The sequence below is a fragment of the Bacillus sp. X1(2014) genome (assembly GCF_007678255.1).
Genome location: NZ_VEED01000018.1, coordinates 76,210 through 95,388, shown reverse-complemented (window position 1 = coordinate 95,388; position 19,179 = coordinate 76,210). Strand labels below are relative to the sequence as shown.

The 19,179-nt window shown below is 40.9% G+C and carries 15 protein-coding genes and 1 pseudogene; 12 read left to right on the top strand and 4 right to left on the bottom strand.

Annotated features, from left to right (window positions below; all coding sequences use genetic code 11):
• The first annotated feature begins 59 nt into the window (after positions 1-59).
• The gene (locus FS608_RS24210; RefSeq protein WP_144555110.1) at positions 60-1,442 is read left to right on the top strand and encodes a M20/M25/M40 family metallo-hydrolase; all 1,383 of its coding nucleotides are present in this window, start codon (positions 60-62) and stop codon (positions 1,440-1,442) included.
• Positions 1,439-1,840, top strand: a complete 402-nt coding sequence (locus FS608_RS24205) for a gamma-glutamylcyclotransferase family protein (protein ID WP_144555109.1) — start codon at positions 1,439-1,441, stop codon at positions 1,838-1,840. Before FS608_RS24210 ends, FS608_RS24205 begins: the two co-directional genes overlap by 4 nt.
• A 173-nt stretch (positions 1,841-2,013) precedes the next feature.
• Here the strand turns inward: FS608_RS24205 and FS608_RS24200 are convergent.
• Positions 2,014-2,385, bottom strand: a pseudogene (locus FS608_RS24200) (LysE family translocator); the annotation flags it as partial.
• Between the two features lie 204 nt (positions 2,386-2,589).
• Here FS608_RS24200 and FS608_RS24195 point away from each other — a divergent pair.
• From FS608_RS24195 to FS608_RS24170, 6 genes are all read left to right on the top strand, one after another.
• Complete coding sequence (locus FS608_RS24195; protein WP_222127401.1) at positions 2,590-2,757, top strand: FG-GAP repeat domain-containing protein; 168 nt, start codon at positions 2,590-2,592, stop codon at positions 2,755-2,757.
• 1,232 nt (positions 2,758-3,989) lie between these two features.
• Positions 3,990-4,397 (top strand): hypothetical protein, encoded by a 408-nt coding sequence (locus tag FS608_RS24190; RefSeq protein ID WP_144555108.1) that lies wholly within the window; start codon positions 3,990-3,992, stop codon positions 4,395-4,397.
• 98 nt (positions 4,398-4,495) lie between these two features.
• Positions 4,496-7,120 (top strand): phosphoenolpyruvate synthase, encoded by a 2,625-nt coding sequence (gene ppsA / locus FS608_RS24185; RefSeq protein WP_144555107.1) that lies wholly within the window; start codon positions 4,496-4,498, stop codon positions 7,118-7,120.
• A gap of 223 nt (positions 7,121-7,343) precedes the next feature.
• The gene (locus tag FS608_RS24180) at positions 7,344-9,050 is read left to right on the top strand and encodes a hydroxysqualene dehydroxylase (RefSeq protein ID WP_144555106.1); all 1,707 of its coding nucleotides are present in this window, start codon (positions 7,344-7,346) and stop codon (positions 9,048-9,050) included.
• 418 nt (positions 9,051-9,468) lie between these two features.
• On the top strand, positions 9,469-10,836 hold the full coding sequence (locus FS608_RS24175) for a dipeptidase (RefSeq protein WP_144555105.1): 1,368 nt from the start codon (positions 9,469-9,471) through the stop codon (positions 10,834-10,836).
• A 193-nt stretch (positions 10,837-11,029) separates the two neighbouring features.
• A complete protein-coding gene (locus FS608_RS24170; protein WP_144555104.1) occupies positions 11,030-11,782 on the top strand; it encodes an NADPH-dependent oxidoreductase in 753 nt (250 codons plus the stop codon).
• 317 nt (positions 11,783-12,099) lie between these two features.
• Here the strand turns inward: FS608_RS24170 and FS608_RS24165 are convergent, their stop codons facing one another.
• The 3 genes from FS608_RS24165 to FS608_RS24150 form a co-directional block, all read right to left on the bottom strand.
• Entirely contained in the window at positions 12,100-13,665 is a 1,566-nt protein-coding gene (locus FS608_RS24165) for an MIR domain-containing protein (protein WP_144555103.1), read from the bottom strand.
• Between the two features lie 917 nt (positions 13,666-14,582).
• Positions 14,583-15,077, bottom strand: coding sequence for an undecaprenyl-diphosphatase (locus tag FS608_RS24155; RefSeq protein WP_144555102.1), 495 nt, complete (start codon positions 15,075-15,077; stop codon positions 14,583-14,585).
• Between the two features lie 2 nt (positions 15,078-15,079).
• Positions 15,080-15,868: an alpha/beta fold hydrolase gene (locus tag FS608_RS24150; protein ID WP_144555101.1), complete on the bottom strand. Its 789-nt coding sequence runs from the start codon at positions 15,866-15,868 to the stop codon at positions 15,080-15,082.
• Positions 15,869-16,104: 236 nt separating this feature from the next.
• Here FS608_RS24150 and FS608_RS24145 point away from each other — a divergent pair, with 236 nt between their 5' ends.
• The 4 genes from FS608_RS24145 (at position 16,105) to FS608_RS24130 (ending at position 19,099) form a co-directional block, all read left to right on the top strand.
• Positions 16,105-17,538 (top strand): sensor histidine kinase, encoded by a 1,434-nt coding sequence (locus FS608_RS24145; RefSeq protein ID WP_260871802.1) that lies wholly within the window; start codon positions 16,105-16,107, stop codon positions 17,536-17,538.
• Between the two features lie 3 nt (positions 17,539-17,541).
• Entirely contained in the window at positions 17,542-18,114 is a 573-nt protein-coding gene (locus FS608_RS24140) for an ANTAR domain-containing response regulator (RefSeq protein WP_144555100.1), read from the top strand.
• Positions 18,115-18,217: 103 nt separating this feature from the next.
• Positions 18,218-18,559, top strand: a complete 342-nt coding sequence (gene eutS / locus FS608_RS24135) for an ethanolamine utilization microcompartment protein EutS (RefSeq protein WP_144555099.1) — start codon at positions 18,218-18,220, stop codon at positions 18,557-18,559.
• Between the two features lie 39 nt (positions 18,560-18,598).
• Positions 18,599-19,099: a EutP/PduV family microcompartment system protein gene (locus FS608_RS24130; protein WP_144555098.1), complete on the top strand. Its 501-nt coding sequence runs from the start codon at positions 18,599-18,601 to the stop codon at positions 19,097-19,099.
• The last annotated feature ends 80 nt before the right edge of the window (positions 19,100-19,179 follow it).

Below are 19,179 nucleotides of genomic sequence, written 5' to 3'. Positions count from 1 at the left end.
CAGGGGTGTCATCGCCTTTTTGCGATAATAAGACCATCAAGTAAAAAGGAGATGGTTTGATGAAAAGCTGGAATCAATTATTCATTCGTCAAGGATTTATGGTCGAGGAGGTTCGTCCAAATGTATTTCATTGTTTAAAAGAAACAGAGGATAATATGGCATTTTTATTAGAGAGTTTGGATAGTCTCGCCGTTTCATATACATTAGAGAAAGGTTTATTAACCTTACATGGCCCTACAATAGCTGAAGAAACATGGATAAATGGTGTCGACTATGAATACCGAGGCCGCGGCGGGGATTTGTGGTTTCGTCCTGGATTGGATCAGCCGAAGGTTAAAGAGCTTGATACCTATATCTCCGGTATTGTAAGGCAGCTTAACCGGCTTGGCTTTTATACGAATATGAGCTGTGACGGACATGAACGAAGAAATCCACGTCTTAGCTTTATCGATAATGTTGACGTGGAAATGGTCACTGAGATCTTTTTAGCCGTGGGTGTTTCAGGAATTCATTGGGGAAATAGGGGAGTAAGGTTGAGCATGAACATCTCACGTTCAGCACTACTTGATATTGCGGAAAAGCTATCTTCTATTCGCAAAGAATTGCTTAAGAATGGTGCAGATTTTATTAGAAAGCAGTTTTTCTTTAGTCAATTGGAACAGCTTTTATCCATTCCGGGAGAAAGCGGGGATGAGGATAAAGTACGGCAATTTGTGATGGAGCAATTGAAGAATCATGTAGACTATATGACAGTTGATCATACTGGAAACATCCTGGCGCAAAAGAAATACGGAACGGGTCATGGACCAACGATCCTTCTTAATGCCCATTTAGATACGGTTGAGCGAATAGAAGAAGGCAGGAAAATCGTGATGGATGGATTAAATTGGTCAAGTGATAGAGGCATTCTTGGTGCTGATGACCGGGCAGGAATTGCGGTGATTTTGGAAGCAGCAAAGCGTCTTTACACCTCGGACTTCAATGGAATAGTAAAATTCATCTTCACAGTGGAAGAGGAAATTGGCTTAATCGAAGCAAGAAGTGTGGATGAATATTTCTTGTGGGATGTAGATGCTGCAATTGTTGTCGACCGTCGTGGTTCGGGGGACATTGTTACTTCCTGCGGCAGCTACCAGTCCTTTTGCCATGAGAATTACGGAAAGTTCTTTGAAGAAGCGGCCATACGAATCGGAATAGCAGGATGGAAAACAACAGCCGGTGGAAGCAGTGATACACGAATATGGGCAATGCAAGGTATCCAAAGTGTCAATCTCTCTGCCGGTTACAGCCATGAACATACATCGTCTGAAACATTGAATATTGAAGCCTGTTATAACACGGCTGCCTTAATAATCGAGGTCTTCCGTGACTATAGAAATCTGCAAAGAACCTTGCGTCAAATCGAAAGGCTGGAATTGCATGAAAGGAGTGAAGTAAGATGAACCACATATATGTGTTTGTGTATGGCACGTTAAGAAAAAATGAGAGTAACCACTATTTAATGAAAGGTGCTACACTAATCGCCAGTCAAGCATGGGCGAATGGGCGTCTTTTTGATACAGGTCATGGTTACCCGGCATTGAAGGAATCGATGAGCGAAAAAGTCTATGGTGAATTGTACCTTGTATCCGAGGAACAGCTTCATAGGCTGGATGAATTGGAAGGATACCGTCCAAATAGTAGAAATAACTTATACATCCGCAAAAAGCAAGTTGTATTTTATGAAAATGGTAAAATTGAAGCCTATCTATATTTCATGGCGGAACATCATGAAGCCATGTTGAAAAATCATATTGAATCAGGTGATTGGAAGGTTTATAGATTTGAAAAATCGGATTAACCTCTCCATTATTTTTTACAAATAAAAGTAGTAAAAGCCGCCAACACAAGCTGAATTAGTAGAAGATATATTGTGGAGCCATTTTGCATTAGGAGTAGCTAAAGTAAAATGATTGAAATAAGACCCTTCGATTTAGGTAAAATCAAGGGTCTGACAATAAAAAGAAAAATCACCTAATTATGAGCCTTTTCAAGGGCTAGTTTTATTCCAAAACCAATCAATATAGTACCTGTAATTCCTTCAATAATATTTTGTGTTATATGTCTTCTCATAAAAGCACTAATCTGATTAATTAAAGGGACATAAAGTAAAAACCATAAGGCTGTCAAAAAAGTGTAAGTGATACCCATTAAAAGAAACGGAATAAAGGTATGGCTAGTTGAATCAACAAATTGAGGTAAAAAGGTTAAGAAAAAGACAGCAACTTTAGGATTTAAGATATTGGTGAGGAATCCTTGTTTAAAACAGGATGTGTTTTTTAACTGTCTCTTTATATTCATCTCAACGCTTGCAGCTTCGCCCTTTTTCTTCAATGACCATAATGAAACGGAAAAAGAGTTGAAGAATGGGCTGCTGCAGCAGCCTTTTTCTTGTTTCACTAACGGACAATGGATGAAGGGGTTCGTTTTCAACATTAAAGCAGTAAAAATTTAATTATTTTTTATTAACGAACCCGTTTATCTAAACAAGTCAACGTGATATTTGATGAATTAATCTATATTAAAATATTAATAAAGGAGGTTTTATTTTTGGCTTGTCCTTCTTTTGAAAATGCTATGAATTTGGCTGCGGGAAATGCACCTCAACAAATTGTCATAGGGGATTTTAACAACGATGGTATTTTGGATCTTGCGGTTACGAATACAGGTTCAAATACTGTATCCATTTACATTGGAAACGGAAATGGCACCTTTTAGGAAACGGAGATGGCACCTTTCAAGCTCAGGCAGAAGCAAAAATACTGCGTGATATTCTTAGTATAATGATCTACTCGTTTCTATTCTTTAAAGAATTTTTAAGGAGACAGTCCTGACCCAAACAAAACATTTGCTATCGCCCATACTCGTCTTTTTCAAAATTACAATGGCATTGAATTTATAAATATGCATTGGCAACAAGTCTATCAAAAACATCATATACCCGGTTGAAGCTCTACGTAGTTTAAATGAAAAGATTGGGATGTCTTTGCAACATTACCTATGAATCAGGAGGATAAAGTCTTAAATGATAGGGCACTCTCCAAAGGCACATTTTACACTCCAAGTGGTTTTTAAGAATTTAACAAATCCTGGAAGTTGCTAAATAATTTGTCCATGTCAAGAATTCCTTTTCTAGCATTTACTATAAGTGTAGACAAGCTTACTTTGGAACATGTGGTTTTGAAGGTCTTCCTAGACCTTCATGGAAAAATTGAAATCCTTAAGCATAACGGTTCTACTTGTAGGGATGTTTAAATTGAAAAGAAAGAGGTGAAGTTGATGGGATGTGGTTGTGGTGGCAATCGGAATAATAAAAATACCAACCAAAATGATTACAATAAAAAATACCAAGAGAGGATTAAAAAGTATAAAAAACAGGAACAAAGTAATGTAAATTCTAACAAACAGGTAAACGATGACAAACAAAGTAATTGACAAAAGTGAATGTCAAAAGTTGTAACAGCAAATGAGATTTATATACGAAGCCTTAGTCTTTTTACTCCCCAGAGAAAAAAAGCAAGATGGGGGATACAAATCAGTTGAGGTCAAACTGGTGGATATGTTCCCGCAAACGGGGCAAGTGGAGTGTATCTCGGAACTCATTTTAAAGAAAGGCAACTAACTTGAACTGCACTCCAATTTTTAGCCACTCTTTAAAATTGGAGGTACAGTTCAATTTGTTTACGATTTTCAAATTTTGGAATCCAATGGAGTATATAAGAAAAGTAGCTTATTCGATAAGAACCTCATAAGCCCTAGGATTATTTTGCTTTAAATGCTCATAGAGTCTGATTCTTGTTGTTTATAATCCTTGTAAAACATAGTTGAGATATTTAGTTTCTTTAGCTTTGAGCATTCTGCCCGTTCGTATTATGTGATGACAAGCACTAACCCTTTTTTTCTTCATATACATGAAAGGATTTACTGATTGAAGAAAGGGGGAGGCTGCATTGTATCCAAATTATCCCCACCAGCCTATCTATCCATATTTCTATGACTATAGACAAGGACTATTTCAAAAAATTCTTGCTTGTTATCAGCAAAAGCGATGGATCAGATTATCTTTCCGAGATGGAACAACTGCCGAAGGTTTAATAAGGACCTATGATCCTTTTAGAGGAGTATTAATTTATGTACCGTTGCAAAGGTATACGATTTCGTGTGAAGGTGTCAGGGTGGACTCTCTGCAAAAAGCACAGAAATGTATTGGTAAAAAATCCACTTTGTCACTTTCTAACAATATTAGGCTAACTTTTACCATTGAAGGTGTTGACCAATCTCAAAATATAGGAGGATGGGTTAACCTAAATGAAGTTATGTCGGTATCTGGAAAGGTAGTTGACGCGAATTGTATTTAAGGAGCCGTAATTGTTAAATAAGCGAATGCAAGGGGCACATTGGCGATACCCTCAATAAAATAAAAGAAGCCATCATTTTTTCAGGGGAGGGGTGTGCCATGAATGCCTACGTGCTAGGTTTTCGAGAGATCGACCATAAACAGCTTATGGCTGTTGGGGGCAAGGGGAAAAACCTTGGAGAACTGACGAGGATTGAGGGAATTCAGGTGCCAGTTGGCTTTTGCATTACCACAGAAGCCTATAAAAAAATTATCAGCGATAACAGACAATTTGACGCCTTCCTGAATCAACTCTATCAGCTAAGTGCCGATGACAGGAGCGAAATCAGTGTAATTAGTGGAAAAATCCGCAGCCTTATCGAGGAAGCGGAAATACCCCTGGATTTAGAAACAGAGATCATTCAGTATCTGTCAGAGTTTGGCGAGGAGTGGGCTTACGCGGTTCGTTCCAGTGCCACTGCCGAGGATTTGCCTCATGCGTCCTTCGCAGGGCAGCAAGATACGTTTTTAAACATCAAAGGAAAAGAAGAAATCCTTCGGCATATCCGCAAGTGCTGGGCCTCCCTGTTTACAGATAGGGCGGTGATCTACCGCATCCTGAATGGATTCGACCACCTTAATGTCTACTTGTCCGTCGTGGTCCAAAGGATGATTTTCCCAATTGCTTCAGGGATCTTGTTTACGGCCGATCCTGTTACATCCAACCGTAAGGTGATATCCATTGATGCTAGCTTTGGACTTGGGGAAGCACTTGTCTCTGGTTTAGTGAATGCAGATAACTATAAGGTTCGAGATGGAACCATTATTGAAAAGACGGTCTCTTCCAAGAAACTAGCCATTCAGGCATTAAAAGAGGGAGGTATAGAGGAAAAGGAGATAGAGTGGGAACAACAGAATAGGCAAACCCTTACAGATTCGCAGATTTTACAGTTGGAGCAAGTAGGTAGAAAGATTGAGGCGTATTTTTCCTGCCCGCAGGACATCGAATGGTGCCTTACTGAAGAGGCTATATATATCGTGCAAAGCCGCCCCATCACAACATTATTTCCAATCCCGAAAGATACCGATGGGCAGAACAGGGTTTACTTGTCGTTTGGCCATCAACAAATGATGACAGATGCCATAAGACCATTGGGTATGTCCTTTTTAATGGATCTATTCGATGAATTTCCACTGCGTAAAGCGGGTGGAAGACTGTTTCTTGACCTTACTTACGACCTAGCCTCACCCGTTGGCCGAAGGATCCTTCCTGCTACAATGGGCAAAAACGACCCTCTCTCTAAGAATGCGATTTTAAGCTTAATGAACAGAAAGGATTTTAAGAGTTCATTGCCACGGGGAAAAAGAGTATTCAAATTTGGCACTGAAGGACTATCTTGGACTCTTCCCTTACACATAATCAACATCTACAGAAAAAACGACCCCAAAATCACCCAGGATCTCATCAGTCTAAACGAGGCATCCATAACGGAACTGCAGGAACGGATAACAACCGTATCGGGAGAAGAACTGTTTTCTTTCATTAGGAAAGACCTTAAGAAATTAAAAGAACTCTTTTATGATCCTCGAGGATTAGGAGTCATTATGGTTGGGGTATTAGCATGGGACTGGATCAATAAAAAAATGGAAAGATGGTTGGGGGAAAGGAACGCGGCCGACACACTTTCCCAATCGGTGCCAAACAACGTTACATCTGAAATGGGTTTTGCACTCATGGATGTATCGGACATCATTCGGTCATATAATGACGCGATGGAAGTTTTACAAAATGCCCGCGATGACACCTTTTTCGAGGACCTAGCCGAATTGGAAGGCGGGCGGGCAATTATTAGCGCTTTTAGAGGGTACCTTGAAAAATACGGAATGCGCTGTTCTGGAGAGATTGATATCACAAGGACCCGTTGGAGAGAACAGCCCATCGCACTGATCCCGATGATTCTTAGCAATATAAAGAATTTTCCTCCTCATTTCGGCAGAGTTAAATTTGAGCAAGGCAAGAGGGAGGCAGACCTAAAGGGGCAGGATCTTCTGAAACGATTGGAGCAATTGCCCGACGGCAAACGAAAGGCAAAAATGACAGAGAAGATGATCAGCGTTTTGCGGAATTTTATCGGCTATCGGGAATATCCCAAGTACGCTTACATTAGACGTTTTGATATCTACAAGCAGGCGCTGATGAAGGAGGCCGCTCTACTTGTCCGAAACGGGGTCATCCAAGAAAAAGAGGACATCTACTATTTAACCTTTAAGGAGCTTTATGATACCGTTCGAACCAACCATTTGGATTACAAGATAATTAATGAGAGAAAGAGGAATTATCAAGTTTTTGAGAAGTTGGCACCACCAAGGGTGATGACGTCTGAGGGCGAGGTCGTAACTGGTGCATACATCACCGATTATATCCCTCAAGGTGCCTTGGCGGGGACCCCCGTATCATCCGGCATAATCGAGGGCCGGGCACGTGTCATATTAAAAATGGAAGAAACTCAATTAGAGGATGGGGATATTCTCGTAACCAAATTCACGGATCCTAGCTGGACTCCGCTGTTTGTATCTGCCCAAGGCTTGGTGACGGAAGTAGGCGGGCTAATGACCCACGGATCCGTCATTGCGCGCGAATACGGTCTTCCGGCCGTTGTAGGAGTGGAAAACGCCACGAAGGAAATAAAAGACGGGCAGAGGATCCGAGTGAACGGTAATGAAGGGTATATTGAGCTATTATGATTTTATGTTTCATAATAAATAGAAAACTATGTAATTAGCATAAGGTTATCGACTTCTTCTCACTAAAGACACCGCCAACGTCTGGTCACCCAATCCTGGCAGGGATTTGGAGTGAAAAGTGCCCAATACCTTTCCGCTATCATGTTACTGAATGTCCAAACACCTCCACCTCCTGTTGCATATATTGGATTACTCTAATCCACTATGCGAGGAAGGTGAGTCTATGAAGAAAGTGGCCATCTTGGGAGGCGGGGTGGCTGGCCTTAGTGCTGCACATGAACTGGCAGAAAGAGGGTTTGACGTAACTGTATACGAAAGTAAAACAATTCCGGGTGGAAAAGCACGGTCGATTCCTGTTCCCTATTCCGGTACGAACGGGAGAAAAAATCTACCTGGAGAACACGGATTCCGTTGCTTTCCAGGTTTTTATCGCCATATCATTGATACGATGAAACGAATCCCTTATGACCAAAAGCAAAGTGTTTATGATCAATTAGTTACGGCTCGGGAGATGGGACTTGCCCGCTTTGATCATGAACTAGTTGCCATCTCCACTTCCATTCCGAAATCGATGACCGGCATCAAAAAGAACTTGAAAGCATTGTTCGATTCGGATTGGGGACTTAATGAGGAAGAAGTGGTTTTCTTTACGGAGCGGCTTTGGCAGGTGATGACGAGCTGCAGGGAACGAATCATGGATGAATATGAAAGAATTAGCTGGTGGGATTATCTGGATGGAGATAACCAATCAAAGAACTTCCATGAAGTGTTTGCTTCCATTTCCCGGTCATTGGTCGCCGCGAAATCTACAGAAGCAAGCACCAAGACCTTCGGTACGGTTCTTTCCCAACTTCTTATGGGTATCCTTACGCCAACAACTGATTCGGACCGAGTCCTGAACGGTCCGACCAATGAGGTGTGGATTGACCCATGGATCAGGTATTTGAAACAAAAAGGAGTTCATTATTATACCAATGCATCCGTACGCGGCTTTCAACTCAAAGAAGGCAAAATCACGGGTGTCCATATCGATAGGTCTGGAAAGGACGAGTTTGTCAATGCAGACTTTTACGTAAGCACTCTCCCGGTGGAAGCCATGGCCCCGTTAGTTTCCTCTGATATACTTAGGGCAGACCCGGCACTGATAGGGTTGAAGAAGCTTGCCAAAGATGTTGATTGGATGAACGGGCTCCAGTTCTTTATGAAACGGGATGTGCCTATCGTAAACGGCCATCTGATCATAATGGATTCTCCGTGGGCGATTACGGCCATTTCACAAAAGCAATTTTGGAACGGGAAGGATCTTGAAGCATATGGGGATGGTCAGGTTAGGGGCATTATTTCCGTTGATATTTCGGAATGGAACCAACCAGGCATGCTTTTAGGAAAAAAGGCAATCCAATGCACGAAAGAAGAAATTAAAGATGAAGTATGGGCACAGCTGAAAAAAGCCTTAAATCATGAAAAAGTGTTGCTCCGGGATGAGGATGTTCACTCTTGGTTTTTGGATCCGGACATTCATTTCGACGATTCTGGCAAAATGATCAATAGTGAGCCGTTGCTTATAAACAAAGTTTTTGCGTGGAGCTTAAGACCCCATGCCTTTACAAAGATCCCCAATCTCTTCTTGGCTTCCGATTATGTGCGTACAAATACGGATCTGGCGTCGATGGAAGCCGCCAATGAGGCGGCCCGCCGAGCGGTCAACAGTATACTTGATGCGGCTGATTCAAAGAAAAGGAAGTGCAAGATATGGGACATGTATAAATTTGACCTATTAACTCCCTGGCACATTCACGATTGGATACGCTATAGGAAAGGGCTCCCCTGGAATGGCTGTTCCTCCTTCTGCTCAAGGGCTGTCTACTTGCTCCTCTATGCAGGTAAATATGCTTGGGGAAAAGTCCAACAGTCCAGATGGTTTTGGTAGCCTAACTTGAACGCAACGCATTCAACCATATTACAAAAGGTAGTACATGGAACGTGAACGTGTGCTTCCTTTTGTATTGTAGGTATATAAAACTCTACTTTTTTCCGGAAGATGATAAGGCATCCTTCTAGAGTCATTTTAAGAATTTGTTTCTTGATTTTCTCAATCTTTACTATTGTGCAAACCTTTTACAATTTCCAGCTGCTATAGAAAATAATGGAGTTCGTTTCGGGATATGAGGAAGGAATTCATGAGTATTCCTGCTATAGCAGGGTATTTTAAGAGGTGAATGAAGAATTCAAGTCGGATCCTGTTTATCTATTCGACCTGACAGTATTGGTGAAGTTGAATTACTTGATACCAATCATGTCTTTATATATATAATAAGAAGGGGAAATAAACTAGAAAAGGTGATAATATGAGTCAATTATCTGAGTTATTATCTAAGCAACATAATCAAAATGTTGAGGAATTAAAAGAATTGCTCCGAATTCCAAGCGTCAGTTCTTTATCCGAGCATAAAGAGGACATCCAAAAAGCAGCTTCATGGATTGCTAATAAATTAGAAAGTATTGGAATGGAACATGTGGAAATCATCCAAACAAAAGGTCATCCGATTGTCTATGCGGACTGGCTTCACCAGGAGAACGCCCCAACTGTTTTAGTGTACGGCCATTATGACGTGCAGCCCGTTGACCCTCTTCATTTATGGGAAACGCCTCCGTTTGAACCAACGATTCGTGATGAAAAAATCTTTGCCAGAGGGGCAACCGACGACAAAGGGCAGACATTCTTACATATCAAAGCAGTGGAAACACTATTGAAAACAGAAGGTAAATTACCGGTAAACGTTAAGTTTTGCATCGAAGGAGAAGAAGAAATCGGAAGTCCTCATCTTCCGCCATACTTATCCGAAAATAAAGAGAAATTGTCCTGTGATGTAGTCGTTATATCTGACTCTGATATGTGGGACAGAGGCGTTCCTGCCATCACCTATTCTTTAAGAGGACTTTGTGCACTGGAATTTTCCCTAAAAACCGCTAATTCGGATTTGCACTCAGGCATGTTCGGCGGGGGAGTCCAGAACGCCAACCATTTATTAGTGAAGCTGCTTTCAACCCTTCATGATGCAAACGGAAAAGTAAATGTGGATCATTTTTATGATGATGTTGTACTTCTTACTGATTTTGAAAAGGAACAAATTAAAGCGTTAGGATTTGATGAAGAAAAGCTAAAAAAATCATTAGGGTTAACAGATTTAACCGGAGGGGAAAACAATTTCCCATACCCAGAGAAAATCAGTTCCCGGCCAACATTAGAAATCAACGGATTATGGGGAGGATTTCAGGGGGAAGGAACAAAAACGGTCATCCCGAATGAGGCACATGCAAAAATCACTTGCCGTCTCGTCCACAATCAAAACCCTGAAAAGATTCAGCAATTGATCAAAAAGCATCTAGAAGAACATGCGCCAAAAGGCTGCACCGTAACAGTGTCTCTTCAAGATACCGGGAATCCATTCTTAACGCCGATCGACAGCCCGATGATTCAAAAAGCGGCCGAAGCGTATGAAACCGTTTATGGAAGAGCACCGGTATACAAAAGAGAAGGCGGTTCGATTCCGATTGTATCGGATTTCAATCAGTCTCTAAATGCGCCTGTTGTCTTAATGGGATTTGGATTGCCCGATGAGAATCTTCATGCACCCAACGAACACTTTAACTTAGAAAACTTTGATAAAGGGATCTTAACCATTTGTTCATTTTTAGAGCTTCTTAAGAAGTAAAATATTGCCTGACACCACCTACTGTGGTGTCAGGCACTTTTATTTTTCCGCTTCTTACTACCTTAGGTTTGGTCATCATCCGCTTGATGATGACCTTTTCCGCTTATTACTACCTGAGGTTTGGTCGTCATCCGATGCAGGTGTTTGAATTTAAAGCTGAGTGTGTAGTATCGTATACACGAGGAGTGATAGCATGAACGAAACGATTGCATTATTAAAAAATCATAGCTCAGTTAGGGATTTCGACACTGAAAAGGATGTCAGCGAAGCACAGATCGAAGTGATTGTTGAGGCGGCAATGGCTGGTCCCAATTGGATTAATGGTCAGCAAGTGACCGTGATTGAAGTCAGGGAGCCTAAAAGGAAAGCAGCCTTGGCGAAAGCAGCAGGCAACCAAAAGTGGATTGAGGAAGCTCCTGTTTTTCTAATATTTTGCATGGATTTTTACCGGGCGAAGCTTGCTGCTGAAAAACATGGTACGGAGTTTAAAATTGTCGAGGACTTAGAAGCAATTATGATCGGTTCAACAGATGTTGGAATCGCGCTAGGAAGCGCGGTTATAGCAGCTGAATCGATGGGGCTCGGGATCGTTCCAATCGGAGGATTAAGGAGAAATCCACAAACCTTTGTTGATCTATTGAAACTTCCGGAATATGTTTTTCCAATTTCAGGTTTGGTCATTGGGCATCCACGAAATGTACCCGATCAAAAACCAAGGCTGCCACTTAAGGCAACCCTCCTGAAAGAACAGTATGATGCTAAGATTCAAATGGAAATCATTGACCAATACGATCAAACCATATCATCCTATATGTCTGAACGGACGAGAGGACTAGATTCCAGTGACTGGTCAAGTAAAATCGCCCATTTCTATAATACCGGTTTTGAACAATACGCTAAAAACTCCAGTCCTACGGTTAAAAAGCAAAGATTTCAATACAAGTAGAAAAAGTGGATCTTAACCTATATCCTGTAATGTAAATCTCTAACGTTTAGGGAATAAAACAATGACATATGAACAAATTCAAAACGTGTCTCAGCATTACGAGTCTGCAAATATTGAAAAGTAAATGAAGGGAAGGCACTAACTAAGGTAGATAGTGCCTTTTACTTTGTAAAACGGGACAGCACAGTTGAGAGTATATTAATAACGATCGTCTTTGAAATATGGAAAAACGCTTTTCTATGGGCCGCGGGCCTACGAGCTCAATAAACCGACCAGCTGAGCTTGAAGTTTCCGGACAACATGAACCTAGAACATTCTCAGCGGATTTCGAGGAGCCACCACCAGTCATTGTCATCACGGCCCTCAAAGCCGGTTACCTCCTGTTGGCCGGCCGTCCATTGGGGATGGCTGTGCCCGCGGTGGGAGTGGAGCGCATGGTTGGTGTTCAGGTGAACAAGTCGGACACGTCGCTCCGCGGTCCACTGACCGCCACCGTCGACCTCGACCCGCCAGTTATCGTTGTCGTCGCCCTGACCACCGGTGCCAAAACAGGTCACTTCCTGCTGACCGGTGACAGGGGAAGGGTGTCCATAGTGGCTGTGAAGGTTTCGCCCAGTGAGCACGTGCTCGAGACGGATCACGTCGCCAGGTCGGACTACTTCACCGTTCCTGTGGTTCGCTTGCGTTCCATGAGGTCCCTTGATCCTCCAGAGATCATTGTCATCTGCCCCTTTGAAGCAGGTGACCTGCTGCTGCCCTGAGCTGCCGCTGTGGCCGTAGTTCAGTGCGTGCGAATGGAGTGTCAGCCCGGTCCACAGATGACTTACCTTAATGGTCTGACCGTATCGGACCGTATCATTGGCCGCCGGCGGCTTGCTCGTGAACACGGGCGGTGTCTTCTGCTGGTAGTCGATTACGAAAAATCCCCGCCAAGGGTCGGTGTTCGTGGCATCAAAGTGAGGGTTTCCTCGTTCGGAGGACAAAATTACCTCCGATCCTATCGTGTTATTATCGTAAACGAACACTTTCATAATGTCAGCCTTTGAGTGCCACTCATATCCATAGGCTAGAACCTGGTGATTCTTCGATCCGATCTCGCCGAGGCTGGTTGCATCAATCAGCCCGAGGGCGACCGGACAACCAGCGTCAATGAGCGAGCGTAGCTTTGGAAATTCTTCCTCCTTCGTCCAGCGTGTGACCCCCTTACCTCCAAGAAGTGTAGAATGATCGGACGCTAAGGTCCAACGAACATACTTGATGGAGGAAGGAACAAGGAAACTGTCCATCAGTCGACTGTAAATGTAATCCGCAAGCCAGTGTCCATCCGGGGGAACCTGTGCGCTGAACAGGTTCCCGGTGTATTTCGGAACTGGAATGCCCTTGAGGAAGTAGTCGAGCGCGGCAAAAGCCATTCCGCCGCACCGCCCCTGTGTTGTCACCTGCCCATAGCTAGGAATATTCGCTATAGCATTGACGAATTTGTTTGGAAACGAGAAGCCGTGAACCGCTGGGTCAAAACCAAGCTTTCGAAAATGGCGCCAAGTACCCGAGTCCCACAGCGCTTCTCCCTGGGTCGTATAAATCACCGCATTCCCATCGTCTTGAAGAATGAGGTATGCTCCGGCGTTCCCTGCGGTCCCAGAAGACCATACCTCCTCTCCATTTGCCTTGTAGACGACAAGGCAGCCATCATTGCGCATGACTGCTTTCACAGCACCACTACCGTCGGTGCCGGACGCCCAGACAGGGATGTGTTGGCCCTTATGTATTTCGTAGAGTACGAAGTTTCCATCGCCCTGCATGATTAGAAATGCTCGCTCATTGTTCGCGGTGATCTGCTGGTTTGCAAGGAGTTCCTGCCCTGGCTGAAGCTGGTTGGTCATCCAATTATCACTCCATTTTCAAAAGTTTTGGTACCATTTTTATGGTAAAAAATTAATGTTTTTTCTAAGACGATTTAGTAAGTAGCTAGCGAATAAACCTGAACTACGAAACATTGAAGCATAAATTCCTCTTCCAACACTTCATTGGAAAATTATAGTAGCTAATTACCAGATATATATTATCAATCAAATTTGTAAAAGGGTGTCGATTGATAAAGTAATAATTAAGTTTTCTTTCAGCATTTACCGATTTCTTTCACCAAGATTAATCATAAACAAATAGAACATTAAAATAGGGAATGGGGTAAAGAAGTCGTTGAAACGGATCCTCTGTTTATTGAATTCAAAAATGGAAATATTATCAAAAAAGAGTATATTTATGAAGAAACACGTTCATTTCTAAATAGTAAAACCTGTGTAATAGTGTTAGGGACATCGGAGGACTTTAGAGCTGCTGAAGACGAACAACGATTTGCTCATTTACCTGAATGGGAACGTGAAAATAGAATGGTGGCATCGATGTAGTTGAAAACTTTAAAAATTATATAGAATTACCTACAAAATATGATGTGAATGATAATGGAAAACTTTTGCCTAACTGTAGGAGATCAACGAAAGCAGGAAGACTTATCTAAGGCAATTAGGGAAAGGGTGCCTATAGAAGATTGAAGGACAAAATTATAGATTGTGGAATGGAAAGCAAATGGTATTCATACCGAGAGGAGTGTTTAAAAGAAATTGCGATTAAAGGGTGTCGGGGAAAAAAATAGACTTTATTGAATAGAAATGACAAGAGGTGATTACTAATACAAAAGGCAATCACCTTTTCTTATTGATATAAACCAACTGATTGTTTGTCAACTTTTTCATTGAAAAATCATAATACCTCATAGGCAGTGCAATTTTCTTAAGAGTTTTCATTGCCATTTCCTTTGTAATAATTTATGAATAACCGCACTTGTAAAAGAGCCTAATACAGCACTTCCTGCAATGTCAGAAGGATAATGAAGTCCTACCCAAATTCGTGACAATCCCGTTAAAAAAGAAAACCCCAACATAATAGATCCAAGGATACGTTGATTAAAGAGGACTATTGTTGAAACGGCAAAAGTTAGTAGAGTATGTTTACTTGGAAAGGACGAATTGAATTTAGAAGGGGTAAGTATGTCTACTCTCCCATCTATAAATGGACGGGGCTTAAAATAAAATAACTGAATTATAAAATGCAAGAATAACGAAATCATGATAGACACTACTGCTTCAATAGATACATTCTTTTTTTTAAAGTGCAAAATCACTAAAATAATAAAGAAAACAAATTTCATCTTTTTGGAAATAAGTATCATAAATTTATCTATTATTAAATGACGTCCGGAAAGCAAATTTATTAAATGAAATAGTTTAACATCCAAGCTTATTCACCTCTGATTACTGGAAGGTTTTGGATAAATTGATAAATGACATGATTCAATTTACTTGCTGCTTTTGTTGGGACCTGATGTTTAATGCCTTCAACAAAGGTTATTTCATTTTGAGGTAGTTTCGTATGTAGTTGGTTTGCATAACGAAAAAATGTTTTATCTTTTCCACCATAAATGAGGGAAATTGGCATAGTAATGTTCTCTAATTGATCGGAAATGTTATAGTTCAAACTGTAATCATAGTATTGCACGATGTTTCTAGCATCTCCTTTTTTAGCTTCTAGTAACATCTTGTCGAACAACTCTTTTGTATTTGAATTGCTATTGGATATTGACCGAGCTAAAGCAGGCAATGCCCCCATCTTTGCAAGGTTTTTAGCAAGGCGTATTCTGTTTTTTAGACGCCAGTCACTTACCTCAGACATTCCACTAATAATGATTCCACCTAAAGCACGCCCTTTTGATGTTGATAACAAAAATTCCAATAGAATAGATGCCCCTGTTGAATATCCGCATAAAAAGGCTTGCTTAATATCCAAATGGTCCATTAGTTTTTTTATATCCTCGACAATTAGTGGATAGGTAACAGGTTTTCTAGAAAAAGGACTCCTTCCATGTCCTCGTATATCAAAGGTGATAACCTGAAAATAACGAGATAGTCCTTCTAACTGGTATATGAAATTTATAGAAGTTAGAACGGGTGGATGAATAAATATGATTGGAATCCCTTTACCTTTAACAGTGTAGTAAAGGGTACTCTCATCAACTTCGAGGATTGGCATTGGATCACCTCAACTTAATAATACCTTGATTTGCTTTCATTTATTATTAGGTTTATTTTGTTGAATCATACAAAAAAGACTTAGTCTCCCTAGCTTTTTTAGAACTTTTAAATTGTGTCATCTGCATCTTTTTGTTGTTTTTGAAACATTTTTTGTAAAAAACAGAAGATTGACACTATGATAAATGATATATAAAATATTTTTATATATTAGAAGAATAAGATTGGGGCAATGACATGATTAAAGCTGAGATGAACACCGTTGTAACTCTATGTCAGCTTCACACAGACCTATCGGAACAAGACATACAAAAGATCGAAGAAGTCGTTCAAAACCTGCAATTAATAGCCGACTTAAATCAAGCAAATGTGTTTGTCGATTGTCAAACAAGAGAAAAAAAGCATGCGATAGTGGTGGCAGAAGCAGCACCTGCAATGGCCAGTTCTGTTTATAAAAATCCGGTAGTCGGAAAGTTTGCCTACGAAACGTTTGAGCCTGCTGTTTTTTATGCGTTTCGGACGGGCAAGCCGCTTTTTCTCAATCATGCCCTAACCCAGGAAGGGAAAAAAGTCGAACAAAGCGTTGTTCCGATTGTTGGAATCCATAACCGGGTGATTGGTACGTTGATCATGGAGAAAGACAACAGTGATAAGCTCCAAAGTCAAAATAAACTGAAAGCGTTAACAGAGGCGAATGAGACGCTTAGCGAACTCTTACTGGGAATGGCTGAAAATCGCCCTTTTATTCCAGAAGTGATTGAGGAAGCTCTATTCATTATTGACGAGGATTTACGGATTCAATATTCGAATCCTGCTGCGATGAATCTTGTTTTAGAAATGTGTTCGGAGGAATGTAAAAGCGGCAAACTTTTTACTTCCTATTTTCCAAACCTTGCAGAAATGTGCAGGCTGCCGGATGAACTTGTGATCCAAGAAATCATCATTCAAAATAAAGTCTTTCAAATGAAAAAAATTGCTCTTGTGCAGCATGAGAAAAATAGCGGATCATTTATCATTTTTCGTGACTTAACAGAGCTGCGCGAAAAAGAGAGGGAGCTTACCGTAAAGACCGTGGCCATCCGGGAAATCCATCATCGCGTAAAAAATAACTTGCAAACGGTAGCGAGTCTTCTTCGGCTGCAGATGCGAAGAGGGGTCCCCGAAGAAAGCAAGTTTCATTTTATCAAGAGCCTTAACCGAATTGTAAGTATTGCCTCTGTCTATGAAATCATCTTATCCAATTCTGAAAATCAGGATGATGTAGAACTTGTTAGTTTAATAGAAAAAATCGGGAATATGCTGGTCTTTAGTGAAGATCATGAAGGAAAATTGATTTCGATCGACTATTCGGGCCCTAAGATCTTTATTAAATCGAATCTAGCTGTTTCCGTTGCTCTTGTTATAAATGAATTAATTCAAAATTGTGTGAAGCATGCATTTGCTGAGATGACTGAGGGCCAAATTGATGTAGTCATCAAGGAAGAGGCTTCTACCGTAAGGGTCCTCGTAATTGATAATGGAATTGGCTATACTCCTTCCATGAAGCCGTCATTAGGACTTGATATAGTTAAAATGATGATTGAACACGATTTAACAGGCCATTTTTCCATTGATGGAACAAGGGAAGGAACGAAAGCAATCGTCGAATTTCCCTTTGCGAGGGAGGTTTAAGGAATGAAAAAGCGAATTATAGTTGTTGAAGATGAATCCATTGTCCGATTGGATGTTTCCCTCATGTTAAAGGATGCGGGCTATGATGTTGTGGCGGAAGCAGCTGATGGCGAGAAAGCAATTGAATTGGCCTACAGCCTTAAGCCTGACTTAATGATCATGGATATTAAAATGCCGAAGCTGAACGGATTAAAGGCCAGTGAGATTATTTCCAACAAATTCAATATCCCGATTTTGCTTTTAACGGCCTATAGTCAAAAGGAATATATAGAAAAAGCGAAGAAGGCAAATATTTTAGGGTATCTCGTAAAGCCGATTTCGGAGGCAAACTTGATTCCTGCGGTTGAAATTGCTTTGAAGCAGGCAGAAAATGCTATTCTTTACAAAGAAAAAGTAGAAGAAATGAATCGGGAACTGAAAAACCGAAAGATGGTTGAAAAAGCAAAAGGAATTTTAATGAAACAATTGAATTTACCAGAGGAAACGGCTTACAATAAGATTAGAGACCTTAGCATGAAAAAACAAATGCCCATGGAAAAAGTGGCAAAGTACATTATTTTGAAGTACCCAAGTTAGTTTACAAGTGAATAGATGAAGCAATGGTGCTTAGTAGGTTTTATTTTTTATAAAAATAAAGTCTATTAGGCATTTTTTTATTAATTTGAGAGGTGGGTGTGTCGTGAGCGAAGAGAAAAAGCGGTTTATACAGGAGTTTGTCCCTGGGAAACAGGTAACTTTAAGCCATATTATTGCTAATCCGGACCCGGATATGTTTGAAAAACTGGGGATCCAGGAGGCTGGTGCATTAGGGATTTTGACACTGACCCCAAGTGAGACGGTGATTATTGCCGGAGATTTAGCCACCAAATCGGCTAATGTCAAGTTAGGATTTTTGGATCGCTTTACCGGAAGTCTAGTGATTGTCGGCAATGTTTCAGAGGTGGAAATGGCGATGCAGGAAATCAACCGTTTCTTGCAGGATACGCTGAAATATACCCCGGCGGAGATCACGAAGTCATAGAATCAGAGAATAGAATTTTTCATGAAAGGGGGAAATCTGATGACGAAAAAGAACCGAGCCATGCTGATCGGTTCCATTGGGGCCGGAAAATCGACGTTAACGAATGCTTTGCTTGGCCGGGAAATGCCTGCTGTCAAAACGCAATCGCTGAATTACTATGATTGGATTGTTGATACCCCAGGAGAATATTGTGAAAACCCGTTCTACTATAAAAATATCATGGCAACAGCATTAGAAGTAACCCATGTCTTGTTTTTACAGGATGCGACCAAGAAGAAAATGATTTTCCCGCCAGGATTCAGCAGCGGAATCAATAAAATACCCATAGGGGTTGTCACAAAAAGTGATTCTGACCAGGCTGACGTTGAACTAGCCATTTCTTTGTTAAAAAAGGTAATCGTAACCAAAGGTCCGATTGTCATTACCTCTTCCTTAAAAAATGAAGGAATAGAGGAGATCCGGAATCTGGTAAACTTCCATTCGACACAGGAAATGAAGAAATATCTTGAAGGAAATCCATCCCCTTTTGTTATTTTTTGAATGAAAACCTTTACAATATACAGAAAATAATTTATATTATGAATAACAAATGAATTTAATGGCAATGGCGCCTCTTTTAA

Coding starts and splice junctions, on each gene's coding strand:
- FS608_RS24210 (WP_144555110.1), top strand. CDS start 60: ATGAAAAGCTGGAATCAATTATTCATTCGTCAAGGATTTATGGTCGAG.
- FS608_RS24205 (WP_144555109.1), top strand. CDS start 1,439: ATGAACCACATATATGTGTTTGTGTATGGCACGTTAAGAAAAAATGAG.
- ppsA (WP_144555107.1), top strand. CDS start 4,496: ATGAATGCCTACGTGCTAGGTTTTCGAGAGATCGACCATAAACAGCTT.
- FS608_RS24180 (WP_144555106.1), top strand. CDS start 7,344: ATGAAGAAAGTGGCCATCTTGGGAGGCGGGGTGGCTGGCCTTAGTGCT.
- FS608_RS24175 (WP_144555105.1), top strand. CDS start 9,469: ATGAGTCAATTATCTGAGTTATTATCTAAGCAACATAATCAAAATGTT.
- FS608_RS24170 (WP_144555104.1), top strand. CDS start 11,030: ATGAACGAAACGATTGCATTATTAAAAAATCATAGCTCAGTTAGGGAT.
- FS608_RS24165 (WP_144555103.1), bottom strand. CDS start 13,665: ATGACCAACCAGCTTCAGCCAGGGCAGGAACTCCTTGCAAACCAGCAG.
- FS608_RS24150 (WP_144555101.1), bottom strand. CDS start 15,868: ATGCCAATCCTCGAAGTTGATGAGAGTACCCTTTACTACACTGTTAAA.
- FS608_RS24145 (WP_260871802.1), top strand. CDS start 16,105: ATGATTAAAGCTGAGATGAACACCGTTGTAACTCTATGTCAGCTTCAC.
- FS608_RS24140 (WP_144555100.1), top strand. CDS start 17,542: ATGAAAAAGCGAATTATAGTTGTTGAAGATGAATCCATTGTCCGATTG.
- FS608_RS24130 (WP_144555098.1), top strand. CDS start 18,599: ATGACGAAAAAGAACCGAGCCATGCTGATCGGTTCCATTGGGGCCGGA.